The sequence below is a fragment of the Ancylobacter polymorphus genome (assembly GCF_022836935.1).
GTDB lineage: Bacteria > Pseudomonadota > Alphaproteobacteria > Rhizobiales > Xanthobacteraceae > Ancylobacter > Ancylobacter polymorphus_A.
On the sequence record NZ_CP083239.1, the window covers coordinates 3,659,976 to 3,674,109 of the forward strand.

Here is a 14,134-nt window from a genome sequence, read left to right on the forward strand (position 1 = left end):
AAGTTTAGTACGGCCTGACTTAAGCGTCAGGCCGCCGTCTCGCCAGCCTCGGCCTTGGACGCGAGCAGCGTCACCTGGCCGCCGGCCTTCTCGATCGCTTCGACCGCAGACTTGGTGGCGTGGGCAACTTCCAGCGTGACCTTGGCGGTCAGTTCGCCGGAACCCAGCACGCGCACGCCGTCCTTGGCGCGGCGCAGAACGCCGGCTTCGACAAGCGACGCCTGAGTGATGGTCGCCTTGCCGTCCAGCTTGCCGGCGTCAATCGCCGTCTGGATGCGGCCGAGAGAAACCTCGTTCCAGTCCAGCGCGAAGATGTTAGTGAAGCCGCGCTTGGGCAGACGACGATGGATCGGCATCTGGCCGCCCTCGAAGCCCTTGATCGCGACGCCGGTGCGCGAGGTCTGACCCTTCACGCCGCGACCCGCGGTCTTGCCCTTGCCCGAACCGATGCCGCGGCCGACGCGCATGCGCTTCTTGCGCGCGCCGGAATTGTCCTTGATCTCGTTAAGGCTGCTCATCGCCAGTCTCCTACAGCGCCGTCACGCTTCGACGACGCGGACAAGGTGGCGGACCTTGTAGATCATGCCACGCACGGCCGGGGTGTCTTCAAGCGTCGAGCGACGCCCGAGCTTGTTGAGGCCGAGACCGATCAGCGTCGCGCGCTGAGCCTCGGGGCGGCGGATCGGGCTGCCGGTCTGTTCGACCGTGACCGTATTGGTGCTGTTCGCCATGATTAGCTTCCCTACCTCTCAGGCGTCAGTCGGTCGCTTCGGCGTCGTCAACGCGACGGCGCGACTGAAGCTGCGAAACCTTGAGGCTGCGACGCGCCGCGACGAGACGCGGGCTGTCCTGGTTCTTCAGGGCCTCGAAGGTCGCACGGACCATGTTGTACGGGTTGGACGAGCCAAACGACTTAGCCACCACGTCCTGCATGCCAAGCGTCTCGAACACCGCGCGCATCGGGCCGCCGGCGATGATGCCGGTACCGGCCGGAGCCGCACGCAGGATCACCTTGCCGGCGCCATGATGGCCATGCACGTCATGATGCAGCGTACGGCCTTCGCGCAGCGGCACGCGGATCAGCGCGCGCTTGGCAGCTTCCGTCGCCTTGCGGATCGCTTCCGGCACTTCACGAGCCTTGCCGTGACCGAAACCGACGCGACCCTTCTGGTCACCGACAACCACAAGAGCGGCAAAGCCGAAACGACGGCCACCCTTCACAACCTTCGCGACACGGTTGATGTGGACCAGCTTGTCCACGAACGTGTTGTCGCGATCCTCGCGTTCACGCTCACGTTCACGAGCCATGATCATATCCTTCGTTCTGCGGGGGATCCCGCTCGTGATCTCAGAAGTTGAGACCGCCCTCCCGGGCGGACTCGGCGAGCGCCTTGACGCGGCCGTGATAGATGAAGGCGCCGCGGTCGAAGACCACGTCCTTCACACCGGCTGCGACGGCGCGTTCCGCCACGAGCTTGCCGATCGCCTGGGCCGCCGCGATATCCGCGCCGGTCTTGAGGCTTTCCCGCAGGGTCTTCTCGAGCGTGGAGGCGGACGCAAGCGTCACGCCACGCGCATCGTCGATGATCTGCGCATAGATGTGCTTCGACGAGCGATGCACCGAGAGGCGCGGCCGCCCGTTCGCCGTCGTGCGGAGAGCACGACGGACACGCGCCTTGCGGCGCTCGGTAGCGTCCTTGTACTGTGCCATGGTTCGGGTCCGTTACTTCTTCTTGCCTTCCTTGCGGAAGATGAACTCACCCGCGTACTTCACGCCCTTGCCCTTATAGGGCTCGGGACCGCGATAGTCGCGAATCTCGGCAGCGACCTGACCGACCTGCTGACGGTCGATACCGCTGATGACGATCTCGGTCGGCTTCGGCGTCACGATCTGGATCCCTTCCGGGATCGGATAGTTGACGTCATGGCTGAAGCCGAGCGCCAGGCTCAGGCTCTTGCCCTGGACGGCCGCACGATAACCGACGCCGCTGATTTCGAGCTTCTTCTCGAAGCCCTTGGTCACGCCTTCGACCAGATTGGCCACCAGCGTGCGGGACAGACCCCACATCGCCTTGTGGCGGTTGGTCTCGCCGTTGAGGGCGAACAGGATGGCCCCGTCCTCCATCTTGACCGAGATCTCGTCGACGACGGTGGTCTCCAGCGTCCCCTTGGGACCCTTGACCTTCACCGTCTGGCCATCGATCGACGCCGTGACGCCGGCCGGAATGGTGATGGGGGCTTTACCGATCTTGGACATGTGCTCTCTCTCCTCCCCGATCAGAAGACCGTGAAGAGGACCTCGCCGCCCACGTTCTTCTCGCGGGCTTCGTGGTCCGCCATCACGCCCTGCGGCGTGGAGACGACAGCGACGCCAAGGCCGTTGGCGACGCGGGGAAGGGTCTTGACGGAGGAATAAACCCGCCGACCCGGCTTGGAGACACGCGAAATCTCGCGGATCACCGGCTCGCCATCGAAGTACTTGAGTTCGATCTCGAACTCGGTACGGCCATTGACCGGCTCGGAAGCCGAATAGCCGCGGATGTAGCCTTCGGCCGCAAGAACCTCGAGCACGCTGGCGCGCAGGCGCGAACCCGGCGTGGAGATCTTCTCCTTGCGGCGCATCTGCGCGTTGCGGATGCGGGTAATCAGATCGCCGATCGGATCAGTCGTGGACATGGATCGACCCTCCTCACCAGCTCGACTTGACGAGGCCAGGAATCTGGCCCTGGGAACCGAGCTCGCGCAGGGCGATACGGCTCATCTTCAGCTTGCGATAATAGGCGCGCGGGCGGCCGGTAACTTCGCAACGATTGCGAATGCGCACCTTTGCCGAATTGCGCGGCAGTTCCGCCAACTTGAGAACCGCGGCGAAGCGCTCCTCGATCGGCAGTTCCTTGTTGCTCACCAGGGCCTTCAGACGCGAACGCCGGCCGGCATAGCTCTTCACGAGCTTGCGGCGGTGTTCGTTCTTTTCGACCGAGCTCTTCTTGGCCATATGATCTTGCTCCTAGTCTCCGCGTTTGGGGCTCCGCCCCACAGCCGGAAGGGGATGCTTACTGACGGAACGGGAAGTTGAAGGCCTTCAGAAGCGCGCGTGCCTCTTCGTCCGTCTTCGCCGTCGTGCAGACGATGATGTCCATGCCCCACATCTGATCAACCTTGTCGTAGTTGATCTCGGGGAACACGATGTGCTCCTTGATGCCCATGGCATAGTTGCCACGACCGTCGAAGCTCTTCGGGTTCAGTCCACGGAAGTCGCGAACGCGCGGCAGGGCGATATTCACCAGGCGATCGACGAACTCGAACATCCGAGTCTTGCGAAGGGTGACCTTCGCGCCGACCGGCTGGTTCTCGCGCAGCTTGAAGTTCGAAATCGCCTTGCGGGCGCGGGTGACGACCGGCTTCTGGCCGGCGATCAGCGCGAGATCCGCGGCGGCGGTCTGCACCTTCTTGGTGTCGGCAGTGGCTTCACCCACGCCCATGTTGATGACGATCTTCTCGATCGTCGGCACTTCCATGGGGTTCTTGTAGCCGAACTGCTCGATCATCTTCTGGCGGACGACAGCCTCATAGAAGGCCTTCATCCGCGGGCTGTAGCTGGTCTCAGCCATCGATCTTCTCCCCCGAGCGCTTGGCGACGCGCACCTTGGTGCCGTCCGCCTGCACAAGGAAACCGACGCGGGTCGGCTTGCCATCCTTCGGATCGGCCAGCGCGATGTTTGACAGGTTGAGCGGGGCCTCCTTGGAGATGATCCCGCCTTCCTGGTTCGCGCTCTGCCGCTGGTGCCGCTTCACGAGGTTGACGCCGCGCACGCGCGCAGTGCCTTCCTTCGGCAGCACCTCGAAAACCTCGCCCGTGCGACCCTTGTCGCGGCCGGTGAGAACGACGACCTTGTCGCCCTTCTTGATCTTAGCGGCCATCAAAGCACCTCCGGCGCCAGCGAGATGATCTTCATGTGGTTCTTGGCGCGAAGCTCGCGCGGAACCGGCCCGAAGATGCGGGTGCCGACCGGCTCCTTGTTGTTGTTGATCAGCACGGCCGCATTGCGGTCGAAACGGATCACCGAACCGTCCACGCGACGGATGTCCTTGGCGGTGCGAACCACAACCGCCTTCATCACGTCGCCCTTCTTCACGCGGCCGCGCGGGATAGCTTCCTTCACCGACACCACGATGATGTCACCGACATGGGCATACTTGCGCTTCGAACCGCCAAGCACCTTGATGCACATGACGCGACGCGCACCGGAATTGTCCGCCACGTCGAGATTGGTCTGCATCTGGATCATGACGCACCTATTTCTCGCAAAAACCGCGCGCAGCCGTCACCGGCGCGCGCCCCTCAATCCCGTTTCCGGGCGCTCAGACTTCAGCCCGCTTCTCGCCCTGGACCACGATCCAGTTCTTGAGCTTGGACAAGGGGCGGTGCTCCTCGATCCAGACGGTGTCGCCTTCCTTCCAAGCGTTCGCCTCGTCATGGGCGTGGTACTTCTTGGAACGGCGGACGGTCTTCTTCAGCAGCGGATGGGTGAAACGGCGCTCGACCCGGACCACGACGGTCTTGTCCTGCTTGTCGCTCACCACGACGCCCTGCAGCAAACGCTTCGGCATCGCCCTCTCCTCACTTAGCCTTGGCCGCGGATGCGGCCTTCTGCGCCTGGATCGTCTTGACCCGCGCAATGTCGCGACGGATCTGACGCACCCGCGCCGTGTTTTCGAGCTGGCCGGTCGCCTTCTGGAAGCGCAGGTTGAACTGCTCCTTCTTGAGGCCCAGCAGCTGGTCCTGCAGCTCGTCGGCGGTCTTCGTCCGAATGTCGGAAGCCTTCGTCATCTGTTCCTCCGTCACTCAGCGATGCGCTCGACGAAACGCGTCTTGATCGGCAGCTTCGCAGCGGCCAGCCGAAGCGCTTCACGAGCGATATCCTGGCTCACGCCATCGATCTCGAACATGATGCGGCCGGGCTTGATCTTGGCGGCCCAATAGTCGGGCGCGCCCTTACCCTTACCCATGCGGACTTCGGTCGGCTTCGAAGACACCGGCACGTCAGGGAACACGCGAATCCACACCCGGCCCGCACGCTTCATGTGACGGGTGAGCGCGCGACGCGCGGCTTCGATCTGACGGGCGGTAACGCGTTCCGGCTCCATGGCCTTCAGCCCGAACTGGCCGAAATTGAGGTCAGTCCCGCCCTTCGCAACGCCGTGAATACGGCCTTTGAACTGCTTGCGGAACTTCGTGCGCTTTGGTTGCAGCATGTCGCGCCTCTTATTCCTTTATCAATCTGCTCACGCCGCGTCGCGACGCGACGGGCGACCACCCGAGGAATCACCTTCCGCCTGGCGCTTGTCCTGCGCCATCGGATCGTGCTCCAGGATCTCGCCCTTGAAGATCCAGACCTTGACACCGCAGGTGCCGTAGGTCGTGAAGGCGGTGGCCGTACCGTAATCCACGTCCGCGCGCAAGGTGTGAAGCGGCACACGCCCTTCACGATACCATTCGAGGCGCGCGATCTCCGCGCCGCCCAGGCGGCCGGAGCAGTTGATACGAATGCCTTCCGCGCCCAGACGCATCGCTGACTGGACGGCGCGCTTCATGGCGCGGCGGAATGCCACACGGCGCTCAAGCTGCTGCGCAATCGACTCAGCGACGAGGCGCGCGTCGATTTCCGGCTTCCGAATCTCAACGATGTTGATGAAGACCTCCGAGTTCGTCATCTCGGCGACCTTCTTGCGCAGCTTGTCGATGTCCGCGCCCTTCTTGCCGATCACGACACCCGGGCGAGCCGAGTGAATGGTGACGCGGCATTTCTTGTGCGGACGTTCGATCACGATCTTGGAGACCGCGGCCTGCTTCAGAAGCTTCTGCAGCGCTTCACGGATCTTGATGTCCTCGTGAAGCAGCTGGCCGTACTCGCCCTTGCCCGCGAACCAGCGCGAGTCCCAGGTGCGGTTGATGCCGAGCCGGAGCCCGACCGGGTTGACCTTCTGACCCATCAGGCCTTCTCCTCGACTTCACGCACCACGATGGTGATATGCGAGAACGGCTTCTCGATCCGGCTCGCACGGCCACGGGCGCGGGCCGCGAAGCGCTTCATGACCAGGCCCTTGCCGACATGGGCTTCGGCGACGATCAGATCGTCGACATCAAGCTCATGATTGTTCTCGGCATTGGCAATGGCCGACTCCAGGCACTTCTTCACGTCGCCGGCGATCCGCTTGCGCGAGAACTGAAGGTCGGCGAGAGCGGTCGCGACCTTCTTGCCCCGGATGAGACCGGCGACGAGGTTGAGCTTCTGGGGGCTGACGCGAAGGTTACGCGCAACCGCCTTGGCTTCCGTATCCGCGAGCGTGCGCGGACGAGCTGCCTTTCCCATGACCCTGCCTCTACTTCCGCTTGGCTTTCTTGTCCGCCGCATGCCCGTAATAGGTACGGGTCGGGGCGAACTCGCCGAACTTGTGGCCCACCATGTCCTCGGAAACCGAAACCGGGACATGCTTGTTGCCGTTATAGACGCCGAACGTGATCCCCACGAACTGCGGGAGGATCGTGGAGCGGCGGCTCCAAATCTTGATGACGTCGTGACGACCCGACGTGCGCGCGGCATCCGCCTTCTTGAGGAGGTAGCCGTCGACGAACGGACCTTTCCAGACCGATCGAGACATAGTTCAGTTTCCCTCGCTCACTTCTTGCGCGCGTGCCGGCTGGACACGATGAACTTGGTGGTCGACTTGTTCTTCCGGGTCTTCTTGCCCTTGGTGGGGAAACCCCAGGGCGTGACCGGATGACGTCCACCCGAGGTGCGGCCTTCGCCGCCGCCATGCGGGTGATCGACCGGGTTCATGGTGACACCGCGGTTGTGCGGACGACGGCCCAGCCAACGCTTGCGGCCAGCCTTGCCGAGATTGGTGTTCATGTGGTCCGGGTTCGACACGGCGCCGACCGTCCCCATGCACTCGCCATGGACCAGCCGCTGCTCGCCCGAATTGAGGCGAACGATGACGTAGCCCTGATCGCGACCGACGATCTGCGCATAGGAGCCGGCGGAACGGGCGATCTGGCCGCCCTTGCCGATCTTCAGCTCGATATTGTGCACGATCGTGCCCACCGGCAGGTTGCCGAGCGGCGCCGCGTTGCCCGGCTTCACGTCGACGCTCTTGGAGGCGATCACCTGATCGCCGACCGCGAGGCGCTGCGGCGCCAGGATGTAGTTAAGCTCACCGTCCTCATACTTGATGAGGGCGATGAAGGCCGTGCGGTTGGGATCGTACTCGATCCGCTCCACCGTCGCCGCCACATCGCGCTTGGTGCGCTTGAAGTCGACGAGGCGATAGGCCTGCTTGTGCCCGCCGCCACGGAAGCGCACGGTCACCCGGCCGGTGTTGTTGCGGCCGCCCGCCTCCGACTTGCCCTCGGTCAGCGTCTTGACCGGCTTGCCCTTGTACAGGGCGGAGCGGTCGACGATGACCAGCTGGCGGAGGCTCGGCGTTACCGGCTTGAAGGTTTTGAGCGCCATGTCTCTGGTCCCTTAATTCCGGCTCACAGACCCGTCGTGATGTCGATGGAGTGCCCCTCGGCGAGGGTCACGACCGCCTTCTTCACGTCGCTCTGCACGCCCTTGCGGCCCTTGAAGAACTTCGTCTTCCCCTTGCGGACCAGCGTGTTGACACTCTCGACCTTCACGTCGAAGAGCTTCTCGACCGCTTCCTTGATCTGCGGCTTGGTAGCCGTCAGAGCAACCTTGAAGACGACCTTGTTGTGCTCGGACGCCATCGTGGCCTTCTCGGTGATCACCGGGGACACGATCACGTCGTAGTGGCGCGGATCGAGACTCATTTGAAGCGCGCCTCCAGAGCGTCGACAGCCGCCTTCGTCAGCACCAGGGTCTGACGGCGCAGGATGTCATAGACGTTGATGCCCTGGACGGGCAGCACGTCGAGATGGGTGACATTGCGCGAGGCGAGGCCAAAATTGGCATCCACCTCGGCGCCGGACACGACCAGCGCGCTCGACAGGCCGAGGCCCGCCAGCCGCTCCTTGAGCAGCTTGGTCTTCGGCTCGGACAGCACCGCGTCATCGAGGACGACGATCTGCTGATCCTTGGCCTTCGACGACAGAGCGTGCCGCAGAGCGAGCGCACGCACCTTCTTCGGCAGGTCGCTCGCATGGCTGCGCGAGACCGGACCGAACGCCTTGGCGCCGCCGCGGAACTGCGGGGCGGAAGCCGCACCGTGGCGAGCGCCGCCGGTGCCCTTCTGCTTGTACATCTTCCGCTTGGTGCGGTTGACGTCGGCACGCGACAGCGTCTGATGGGTGCCGGCCTGACGGCGCGACAGCTGCCACACCACGCAGCGGTGCAGGATGTCCTGGCGCGGCTCGAGACCGAAAATCTCGTCCGACAGGGTCACAGAGCCGGCCTCGGCCCCTTCGAGAGTCTTGACGGCGAGTTCCATCACACGTTCTCCTCGGCCGCAGCCTCGGTCGCGGGCGCAACGTCAGCCGCCGGCTCGCTCGACGCTTCCCCGCCCGGGAGACGGAACTTGCCCGGCTTCGGCGCGGCGTCGGGCAGCTTCTTCTTCACCGCGTCAGCGACGATGATCCAGCCACCCTTGTTGCCGGGAACCGCACCCTCGACCGCGATCAGGCCGCGCTCAACATCGGTGAGCACCACCTTGAGGTTCTGGGTCGTCACCGTCTCGTGGCCCATGTGGCCCGGCATCTTCTTGTTCTTGAAGGTCTTGCCGGGGTCCTGACGACCACCAGTCGAACCGATCGAACGATGCGAAACCGACACGCCGTGCGTGGCGCGAAGACCACCGAAATTGTGGCGCTTCATACCACCGGCAAAGCCCTTGCCGATGGAGGTGCCCGTCACGTCGACGAACTGGCCGACCACGAAGTGATCGACGGTCAGTTCAGCGCCGACCGGAATAAGGTCGGTTTCCTCGACGCGGAATTCCGCCATCTTGCGCTTCGGCTCAACCTTCGCCACGGCGAAGTGGCCGCGCAGAGCGCGGGTGGTGTTCTGCGGCTTCGCCTGGCCGACGCCGAGCTGCACGGCCGTGTAGCCGTTCTTCTCGAGCGTACGGTGGGCAACCACCTGGCAATTATCGACTTTCAGCACAGTGACCGGAACATGTTCACCTGCATCGTTAAAGATGCGGGTCATGCCGACCTTCTGGGCGATGACGCCTGACCGCATGGCCGTGTCCCTTCGCCTTCTCTCAGAGCTTGATCTCGACGTCGACACCCGCGGCGAGGTCGAGCTTCATCAGCGCGTCCACCGTCTGGGGGGTCGGGTCGACTATGTCCAGCAGACGCTTGTGCGTCCGCATTTCGAACTGCTCACGGGACTTCTTGTCCACGTGGGGAGAACGATTGACCGTGAACTTCTCGATCCGCGTCGGAAGCGGAATAGGCCCGCGAACCTGGGCGCCCGTGCGCTTGGCCGTCGAAACGATTTCGCGCGTCGAGGCATCCAGGATGCGGTGATCGAACGCCTTGAGGCGGATCCGAATATTTTGGCCGTTCATTGACTTCAGGCTCCCAGAGGGCTCGTCAGTCGGGCTCAGTAACGAGCTCCACGAAAAAGGGGCGCAGGCGTTCCCGCGCCCCTCGGGATTGTCGACGTCACTCGATGATGGAAGCGACGACGCCGGCGCCGACGGTGCGGCCGCCTTCGCGGATGGCGAAGCGCAGCTTCTCTTCCATCGCGATCGGAACGATCAGCGCCACGTCAACCGTGATGTTGTCGCCCGGCATCACCATTTCCGTGCCTTCCGGCAGGGTCACGATGCCCGTCACGTCCGTCGTGCGGAAATAGAACTGCGGACGGTAGTTCGTGAAGAACGGCGTGTGGCGCCCGCCCTCTTCCTTCGTCAGGATGTAGGCTTCGGCCTTGAACTTCGTGTGCGGCTTCACCGAACCCGGCTTGCACACGACCTGACCGCGCTCCACGTCCTCGCGCTTCGTGCCGCGAACAAGGATACCGACGTTGTCGCCGGCCTGGCCCTGGTCGAGCAGCTTGCGGAACATTTCCACGCCCGTCACCGTCGTCTTCACCGTCGGGCGGATGCCGACGATCTCGACTTCCTCGCCGACCTTGATCACGCCGCGCTCGACGCGGCCGGTCACCACCGTGCCGCGGCCCGAAATCGAGAACACGTCTTCGATCGGCATCAGGAACGGCAGGTCAACCGGACGCTCCGGCTGCGGGATGTAGGCGTCAACCGATTCCATCAGCTTCAGGATGGCGTCGCGGCCGAGCTTGGCATCGCCGTTCTCCAGCGCCACCAGCGCCGAGCCACGGATGATCGGGATGTCGTCGCCGGGGAAGTCGTACTTCGACAGAAGCTCGCGAACCTCGAGCTCCACCAGCTCAAGCAGTTCCTCGTCGTCGACCATGTCGCACTTGTTGAGGAACACCACCAGAGCCGGGACGCCGACCTGACGCGCCAGAAGGATGTGCTCGCGGGTCTGCGGCATCGGGCCGTCCGCCGCCGACACAACCAGGATCGCGCCGTCCATCTGCGCCGCGCCCGTGATCATGTTCTTCACATAGTCGGCGTGGCCGGGGCAGTCGACATGCGCGTAGTGGCGGTTCGTCGTCTCGTACTCAACGTGAGCGGTCGAGATCGTGATGCCGCGCGCCTTCTCTTCCGGCGCCTTGTCGATCTGGTCGTACGCCGTGAACGTCGCGCCGCCCGTCTCCGCAAGAACCTTCGTGATCGCTGCCGTCAGAGACGTCTTGCCATGGTCAACATGGCCAATCGTCCCGATGTTGCAGTGAGGCTTCGAACGGTTGAACTTCTCTTTGGCCACGGGGCTCTCCGTCGGTCTTATCGATGTTGATACGAAATCGCTTCAGAAACTCAGGCCGACGCTCACGCGTACTTGGCCTGAACCTCCTGAGCGACGTTCGACGGCACCTGCTCGTAGTGGTCGAACTGCATGGTGAAAGTAGCGCGGCCCTGCGAGAAGGACCGGAGCGTGTTGACGTAGCCGAACATGTTGGCCAGCGGCACCATCGCGTTAACGACGTTCGCATTGCCACGCATGTCCTGGCCCTGGATCTGGCCGCGACGCGAGTTGAGGTCACCGATGACCGAACCGGTGTAGTCTTCCGGGGTCACGACCTCGACCTTCATGATCGGCTCCAGCAGCACCGCGCCGCCCTTCTGAAGGGCTTCACGGAAAGCGGCACGCGAGGCGATTTCGAAGGCCAGGGCCGACGAGTCGACTTCGTGATAGGCGCCGTCGATCAGGTCGACCTTGACGTCCACCACCGGGAAGCCGGCGAGCACGCCCGAACCGAGCACGCTTTCCAGACCCTTGGTCACACCGGGGATGTATTCCTTCGGCACGGCGCCACCGATGATCTTGCTCTCGAAGGCGAAACCCTTGCCGACTTCGTTCGGCTCGACCACGAACTTCACCCGGGCAAACTGACCGGTACCGCCGGTCTGCTTCTTATGGGTGTAGTCCACTTCGGTCTTGCGGGTGATCGTCTCGCGATAAGCGACCTGCGGAGCGCCGATGTTGGCGTCGACCTTATAGGTGCGCTTGAGGATATCGACCTTGATGTCCAAGTGCAGTTCGCCCATCCCCTTGAGGATGGTCTGGCCGCTCTCGAAGTCGGTCGACACGCGGAAGGACGGATCCTCAGCGGCGAGCTTCGCAAGAGCGAGGCCCAGCTTCTCCTGGTCGGCCTTGGACTTCGGCTCGATCGCGATCTCGATGACCGGCTCGGGGAATTCCATCTTCTCGAGGATGACGGGCTTGGCCGGGTCGCACAGCGTGTCGCCGGTGCGGACTTCCTTGAGGCCGGCGAGAGCGACGATGTCGCCCGCATAGGCCTCCTTGATGTCCTCACGGTTGTTTGCATGCATGAGCAGCATGCGACCGACGCGCTCCTTCTTGTCGCGGGTCGAGTTCAGAAGACCCATGCCGGTCTCCAGCTTACCCGAATAGACGCGGCAGAAGGTGATGGTGCCGACGAAGGGGTCGTCCATGATCTTGAACGCGAGCACGGAGAGAGGATCGCTGTCCGACGGCTTGCGATCGGTCTCTTCTTCGGTGTTGAAGTCGATGCCCTTGATCGCGCCACGGTCGATCGGCGACGGCAGGAAGTCCACGACCGCATCGAGCAGGGGCTGCACGCCCTTGTTCTTGAACGCCGAGCCGCAGAACACCGGGTTGAACACGCGACCGATGACCGCCTTGCGGATCAGACCCTTGAGGGTCGCCTCGTCCGGCTCGACACCGTCGAGATAGGCAGACAGCACGTCGTCGTCGAGTTCGACAGCCGCTTCGAGCAGCTTGCCGCGATACTCGACCGCCTGGTCGAGCAGCTCGGCCGGGATCTCTTCGTCGTGATACTTCGCGCCGAGCTCTTCATTGTCCCACACGACCGCCTTCATGCGGACGAGGTCGATGATGCCCTTGAAATTGTTCTCGGAGCCGATCGGCAGCTGGCAGCACACGGGCTTGCCGTCCACGCGGTCGACGATCATCTCGACGCAACGGAAGAAGTCGGCGCCGGTCTTGTCCATCTTGTTGACGAACACGATGCGCGGGACGTTGTACTTGTCCGCCTGACGCCACACGGTTTCCGTCTGGGGCTCAACGCCTTGGTTACCGTCGAGCACGCACACCGCACCGTCGAGCACGCGCAGCGAACGCTCGACTTCAATGGTGAAGTCGACGTGGCCGGGAGTGTCGATGATGTTCAGGCGCTTGCCCTGCCAGAAAGCGGTCGTCGCGGCCGACGTGATCGTGATGCCGCGCTCCTGCTCCTGCGTCATCCAGTCCATGGTGGCAGCGCCATCATGGACTTCGCCGATCTTGTGGCTCTTGCCGGTGTAATAGAGGATCCGTTCCGTGGTCGTGGTCTTGCCGGCATCAATGTGGGCCATGATGCCGAAGTTGCGGTAGTCTTCGATAGCGTGCGTGCGCGACATATCAGATCCTCGTACCGGCTCTCGTCATCACCAGCGATAGTGAGAGAAGGCCCGGTTGGCCTCCGCCATGCGGTGCGTGTCTTCACGTTTCTTCACGGCAGTGCCGCGATTGTTCGAAGCGTCGAGCAGTTCGCCCGACAGGCGCTCCACCATCGTCTTCTCGTTGCGGGCGCGGGCGGCAGTGATCAGCCAGCGGATCGCAAGAGCCTGACGACGCTCGGGGCGCACTTCGACCGGCACCTGGTAGGTGGCGCCGCCGACACGGCGGGAACGCACCTCGATGGCCGGGCTCACATTGTCGAGCGCCTGGGTGAACACACCCAGCGGCTCGGACTTGGCACGGGTCTCGACGAGGTCGAGCGCGCCGTAAACGATCGCCTCGGCGACCGACTTCTTGCCGTCATACATGACGGCGTTCATGAAGCGGCTCAGCACTTCCGACCCGAACTTCGGATCGGGAGTGACTTCACGGCGCTCTGCACGATGACGACGGGACATCGCTCAAATCCTCACTTCGGCCGCTTGGCGCCGTACTTCGACCGGCGCTGCTTGCGGTTCTTGACGCCCTGCGTATCGAGCACGCCGCGCAGGATGTGATAGCGCACGCCGGGAAGATCCTTGACGCGGCCGCCGCGGATCATCACCACGGAGTGTTCCTGCAGGTTATGCCCCTCGCCGGGGATGTAACCGATGACTTCATAGCCATTGGTCAAACGAACCTTCGCGACCTTACGAAGCGCCGAGTTCGGCTTCTTCGGGGTCGTCGTATAGACGCGGGTGCAAACGCCGCGCTTCTGCGGGCTGGCCTGCAGCGCCGGAACCTTGTTCCGGGCCTTCTGGGCTTCCCGCGGCTTGCGGATCAGCTGGTTGATCGTCGGCACGTGTCTCGCCTTCGTCTCGCTGCGCTGGAACAGGAATGTCCCGCGCTAACCCAATTTCCGCGGCCACAACCGCATTCTTCTCTCGACGGTTCGGAACAGTCAGCACATACCGAGCTATCTGCGAACGAAAGAAGCGCCGCCGGCCAGGATCTGGCCGAGGGCGCTGTACGTTCAGAGGACCACGCGACAGCCTTTAAGGCTGCCAGTTGCGCGGTCATGCGCCGGATTTGGTCGTGCGTGCGTTCCGGCAGCGTCTTGACGTTCTGTGTCCAGACAGGGTGTCCGAACGCGGCAAC

Annotated in this window: 25 protein-coding genes; all 25 read right to left on the reverse strand. The window is 63.5% G+C overall.

The features are described from left to right. Positions 1 to 26 precede the first annotated feature (26 nt). On the reverse strand, positions 27 to 518 hold the full coding sequence (rplO, locus tag K9D25_RS17560; protein ID WP_244376907.1) for a 50S ribosomal protein L15: 492 nt from the start codon (positions 516 to 518) through the stop codon (positions 27 to 29). 21 nt (positions 519 to 539) lie between these two features. Beyond that, a complete protein-coding gene (rpmD, locus tag K9D25_RS17565) occupies positions 540 to 731 on the reverse strand; it encodes a 50S ribosomal protein L30 (protein WP_018390618.1) in 192 nt (63 codons plus the stop codon). A gap of 25 nt (positions 732 to 756) precedes the next feature. Then, positions 757 to 1,308 carry a 30S ribosomal protein S5 gene (gene rpsE, locus K9D25_RS17570; protein ID WP_013166279.1) on the reverse strand — a complete coding sequence of 184 codons (552 nt, stop codon included), beginning with the start codon at positions 1,306 to 1,308 and terminating at the stop codon, positions 757 to 759. Between the two features lie 40 nt (positions 1,309 to 1,348). After that, positions 1,349 to 1,711, reverse strand: coding sequence for a 50S ribosomal protein L18 (gene rplR, locus K9D25_RS17575; protein WP_244376908.1), 363 nt, complete (start codon positions 1,709 to 1,711; stop codon positions 1,349 to 1,351). 12 nt (positions 1,712 to 1,723) lie between these two features. Beyond that, positions 1,724 to 2,257, reverse strand: a complete 534-nt coding sequence (gene rplF, locus K9D25_RS17580; RefSeq protein WP_244376909.1) for a 50S ribosomal protein L6 — start codon at positions 2,255 to 2,257, stop codon at positions 1,724 to 1,726. Positions 2,258 to 2,277: 20 nt separating this feature from the next. Then, complete coding sequence (rpsH, locus tag K9D25_RS17585; RefSeq protein WP_244376910.1) at positions 2,278 to 2,676, reverse strand: 30S ribosomal protein S8; 399 nt, start codon at positions 2,674 to 2,676, stop codon at positions 2,278 to 2,280. A gap of 13 nt (positions 2,677 to 2,689) precedes the next feature. Then, positions 2,690 to 2,995 carry a 30S ribosomal protein S14 gene (gene rpsN, locus K9D25_RS17590; RefSeq protein WP_244376911.1) on the reverse strand — a complete coding sequence of 102 codons (306 nt, stop codon included), beginning with the start codon at positions 2,993 to 2,995 and terminating at the stop codon, positions 2,690 to 2,692. Positions 2,996 to 3,053: 58 nt separating this feature from the next. Further along, on the reverse strand, positions 3,054 to 3,611 hold the full coding sequence (gene rplE / locus K9D25_RS17595; protein WP_279613749.1) for a 50S ribosomal protein L5: 558 nt from the start codon (positions 3,609 to 3,611) through the stop codon (positions 3,054 to 3,056). Next, positions 3,604 to 3,921, reverse strand: coding sequence for a 50S ribosomal protein L24 (gene rplX / locus K9D25_RS17600; RefSeq protein WP_244376912.1), 318 nt, complete (start codon positions 3,919 to 3,921; stop codon positions 3,604 to 3,606). Before rplX ends, rplE begins: the two co-directional genes overlap by 8 nt. Beyond that, complete coding sequence (gene rplN / locus K9D25_RS17605; RefSeq protein WP_018390610.1) at positions 3,921 to 4,289, reverse strand: 50S ribosomal protein L14; 369 nt, start codon at positions 4,287 to 4,289, stop codon at positions 3,921 to 3,923. Before rplN ends, rplX begins: the two co-directional genes overlap by 1 nt. Positions 4,290 to 4,362: 73 nt before the next feature. Then, positions 4,363 to 4,611 (reverse strand): 30S ribosomal protein S17, encoded by a 249-nt coding sequence (rpsQ, locus tag K9D25_RS17610; protein ID WP_244376913.1) that lies wholly within the window; start codon positions 4,609 to 4,611, stop codon positions 4,363 to 4,365. A 10-nt stretch (positions 4,612 to 4,621) separates the two neighbouring features. After that, positions 4,622 to 4,831: a 50S ribosomal protein L29 gene (gene rpmC, locus K9D25_RS17615; RefSeq protein WP_244376914.1), complete on the reverse strand. Its 210-nt coding sequence runs from the start codon at positions 4,829 to 4,831 to the stop codon at positions 4,622 to 4,624. 11 nt (positions 4,832 to 4,842) lie between these two features. Then, positions 4,843 to 5,256 (reverse strand): 50S ribosomal protein L16, encoded by a 414-nt coding sequence (gene rplP / locus K9D25_RS17620; protein ID WP_244376915.1) that lies wholly within the window; start codon positions 5,254 to 5,256, stop codon positions 4,843 to 4,845. Between the two features lie 30 nt (positions 5,257 to 5,286). Beyond that, on the reverse strand, positions 5,287 to 5,994 hold the full coding sequence (rpsC, locus tag K9D25_RS17625; protein WP_244376916.1) for a 30S ribosomal protein S3: 708 nt from the start codon (positions 5,992 to 5,994) through the stop codon (positions 5,287 to 5,289). Next, positions 5,994 to 6,374 (reverse strand): 50S ribosomal protein L22, encoded by a 381-nt coding sequence (rplV, locus tag K9D25_RS17630; protein ID WP_018390605.1) that lies wholly within the window; start codon positions 6,372 to 6,374, stop codon positions 5,994 to 5,996. The genes rpsC and rplV overlap by 1 nt, the downstream gene beginning before the upstream one ends. Positions 6,375 to 6,384: 10 nt before the next feature. Further along, positions 6,385 to 6,663 carry a 30S ribosomal protein S19 gene (gene rpsS / locus K9D25_RS17635; protein WP_131835104.1) on the reverse strand — a complete coding sequence of 93 codons (279 nt, stop codon included), beginning with the start codon at positions 6,661 to 6,663 and terminating at the stop codon, positions 6,385 to 6,387. A gap of 17 nt (positions 6,664 to 6,680) precedes the next feature. Continuing rightward, positions 6,681 to 7,514 (reverse strand): 50S ribosomal protein L2, encoded by an 834-nt coding sequence (gene rplB / locus K9D25_RS17640; RefSeq protein ID WP_244376917.1) that lies wholly within the window; start codon positions 7,512 to 7,514, stop codon positions 6,681 to 6,683. A 23-nt stretch (positions 7,515 to 7,537) separates the two neighbouring features. Further along, positions 7,538 to 7,834, reverse strand: a complete 297-nt coding sequence (locus K9D25_RS17645) for a 50S ribosomal protein L23 (RefSeq protein WP_244376918.1) — start codon at positions 7,832 to 7,834, stop codon at positions 7,538 to 7,540. Next, positions 7,831 to 8,451, reverse strand: coding sequence for a 50S ribosomal protein L4 (rplD, locus tag K9D25_RS17650; RefSeq protein ID WP_244376919.1), 621 nt, complete (start codon positions 8,449 to 8,451; stop codon positions 7,831 to 7,833). Before rplD ends, K9D25_RS17645 begins: the two co-directional genes overlap by 4 nt. Beyond that, complete coding sequence (rplC, locus tag K9D25_RS17655; protein WP_244376920.1) at positions 8,451 to 9,200, reverse strand: 50S ribosomal protein L3; 750 nt, start codon at positions 9,198 to 9,200, stop codon at positions 8,451 to 8,453. Before rplC ends, rplD begins: the two co-directional genes overlap by 1 nt. A 22-nt stretch (positions 9,201 to 9,222) precedes the next feature. Further along, complete coding sequence (rpsJ, locus tag K9D25_RS17660) at positions 9,223 to 9,531, reverse strand: 30S ribosomal protein S10 (protein WP_013166261.1); 309 nt, start codon at positions 9,529 to 9,531, stop codon at positions 9,223 to 9,225. A 97-nt stretch (positions 9,532 to 9,628) separates the two neighbouring features. Next, positions 9,629 to 10,819 (reverse strand): elongation factor Tu, encoded by a 1,191-nt coding sequence (gene tuf, locus K9D25_RS17665; protein ID WP_244376921.1) that lies wholly within the window; start codon positions 10,817 to 10,819, stop codon positions 9,629 to 9,631. 62 nt (positions 10,820 to 10,881) lie between these two features. After that, positions 10,882 to 12,957, reverse strand: coding sequence for an elongation factor G (gene fusA / locus K9D25_RS17670; RefSeq protein ID WP_244376922.1), 2,076 nt, complete (start codon positions 12,955 to 12,957; stop codon positions 10,882 to 10,884). Positions 12,958 to 12,984: 27 nt separating this feature from the next. After that, positions 12,985 to 13,455: a 30S ribosomal protein S7 gene (rpsG, locus tag K9D25_RS17675; RefSeq protein WP_244376923.1), complete on the reverse strand. Its 471-nt coding sequence runs from the start codon at positions 13,453 to 13,455 to the stop codon at positions 12,985 to 12,987. Between the two features lie 11 nt (positions 13,456 to 13,466). Continuing rightward, on the reverse strand, positions 13,467 to 13,838 hold the full coding sequence (rpsL, locus tag K9D25_RS17680; RefSeq protein WP_018390597.1) for a 30S ribosomal protein S12: 372 nt from the start codon (positions 13,836 to 13,838) through the stop codon (positions 13,467 to 13,469). Positions 13,839 to 14,134 lie beyond the last annotated feature (296 nt).

Excerpts from the sequence above, each read along its gene's own strand:
- rpsE (WP_013166279.1), bottom strand. The coding sequence starts at position 1,308 with ATGGCTCGTGAACGTGAGCGTGAACGCGAGGATCGCGACAACACGTTC.
- rplO (WP_244376907.1), bottom strand. The coding sequence starts at position 518 with ATGAGCAGCCTTAACGAGATCAAGGACAATTCCGGCGCGCGCAAGAAG.
- rplE (WP_279613749.1), bottom strand. The coding sequence starts at position 3,611 with ATGGCTGAGACCAGCTACAGCCCGCGGATGAAGGCCTTCTATGAGGCT.
- rpsC (WP_244376916.1), bottom strand. The coding sequence starts at position 5,994 with ATGGGTCAGAAGGTCAACCCGGTCGGGCTCCGGCTCGGCATCAACCGC.
- rplD (WP_244376919.1), bottom strand. The coding sequence starts at position 8,451 with ATGGAACTCGCCGTCAAGACTCTCGAAGGGGCCGAGGCCGGCTCTGTG.
- rpmD (WP_018390618.1), bottom strand. The coding sequence starts at position 731 with ATGGCGAACAGCACCAATACGGTCACGGTCGAACAGACCGGCAGCCCG.
- rpmC (WP_244376914.1), bottom strand. The coding sequence starts at position 4,831 with ATGACGAAGGCTTCCGACATTCGGACGAAGACCGCCGACGAGCTGCAG.
- rpsN (WP_244376911.1), bottom strand. The coding sequence starts at position 2,995 with ATGGCCAAGAAGAGCTCGGTCGAAAAGAACGAACACCGCCGCAAGCTC.
- rplP (WP_244376915.1), bottom strand. The coding sequence starts at position 5,256 with ATGCTGCAACCAAAGCGCACGAAGTTCCGCAAGCAGTTCAAAGGCCGT.
- rpsG (WP_244376923.1), bottom strand. The coding sequence starts at position 13,455 with ATGTCCCGTCGTCATCGTGCAGAGCGCCGTGAAGTCACTCCCGATCCG.
- rplX (WP_244376912.1), bottom strand. The coding sequence starts at position 3,921 with ATGGCCGCTAAGATCAAGAAGGGCGACAAGGTCGTCGTTCTCACCGGC.
- rpsH (WP_244376910.1), bottom strand. The coding sequence starts at position 2,676 with ATGTCCACGACTGATCCGATCGGCGATCTGATTACCCGCATCCGCAAC.
- rpsQ (WP_244376913.1), bottom strand. The coding sequence starts at position 4,611 with ATGCCGAAGCGTTTGCTGCAGGGCGTCGTGGTGAGCGACAAGCAGGAC.
- fusA (WP_244376922.1), bottom strand. The coding sequence starts at position 12,957 with ATGTCGCGCACGCACGCTATCGAAGACTACCGCAACTTCGGCATCATG.
- rplN (WP_018390610.1), bottom strand. The coding sequence starts at position 4,289 with ATGATCCAGATGCAGACCAATCTCGACGTGGCGGACAATTCCGGTGCG.
- rplR (WP_244376908.1), bottom strand. The coding sequence starts at position 1,711 with ATGGCACAGTACAAGGACGCTACCGAGCGCCGCAAGGCGCGTGTCCGT.
- rplV (WP_018390605.1), bottom strand. The coding sequence starts at position 6,374 with ATGGGAAAGGCAGCTCGTCCGCGCACGCTCGCGGATACGGAAGCCAAG.
- rplC (WP_244376920.1), bottom strand. The coding sequence starts at position 9,200 with ATGCGGTCAGGCGTCATCGCCCAGAAGGTCGGCATGACCCGCATCTTT.
- rpsS (WP_131835104.1), bottom strand. The coding sequence starts at position 6,663 with ATGTCTCGATCGGTCTGGAAAGGTCCGTTCGTCGACGGCTACCTCCTC.
- rplF (WP_244376909.1), bottom strand. The coding sequence starts at position 2,257 with ATGTCCAAGATCGGTAAAGCCCCCATCACCATTCCGGCCGGCGTCACG.
- rpsJ (WP_013166261.1), bottom strand. The coding sequence starts at position 9,531 with ATGAACGGCCAAAATATTCGGATCCGCCTCAAGGCGTTCGATCACCGC.
- rplB (WP_244376917.1), bottom strand. The coding sequence starts at position 7,514 with ATGGCGCTCAAAACCTTCAAGCCGGTAACGCCGAGCCTCCGCCAGCTG.
- K9D25_RS17645 (WP_244376918.1), bottom strand. The coding sequence starts at position 7,834 with ATGAGTCTCGATCCGCGCCACTACGACGTGATCGTGTCCCCGGTGATC.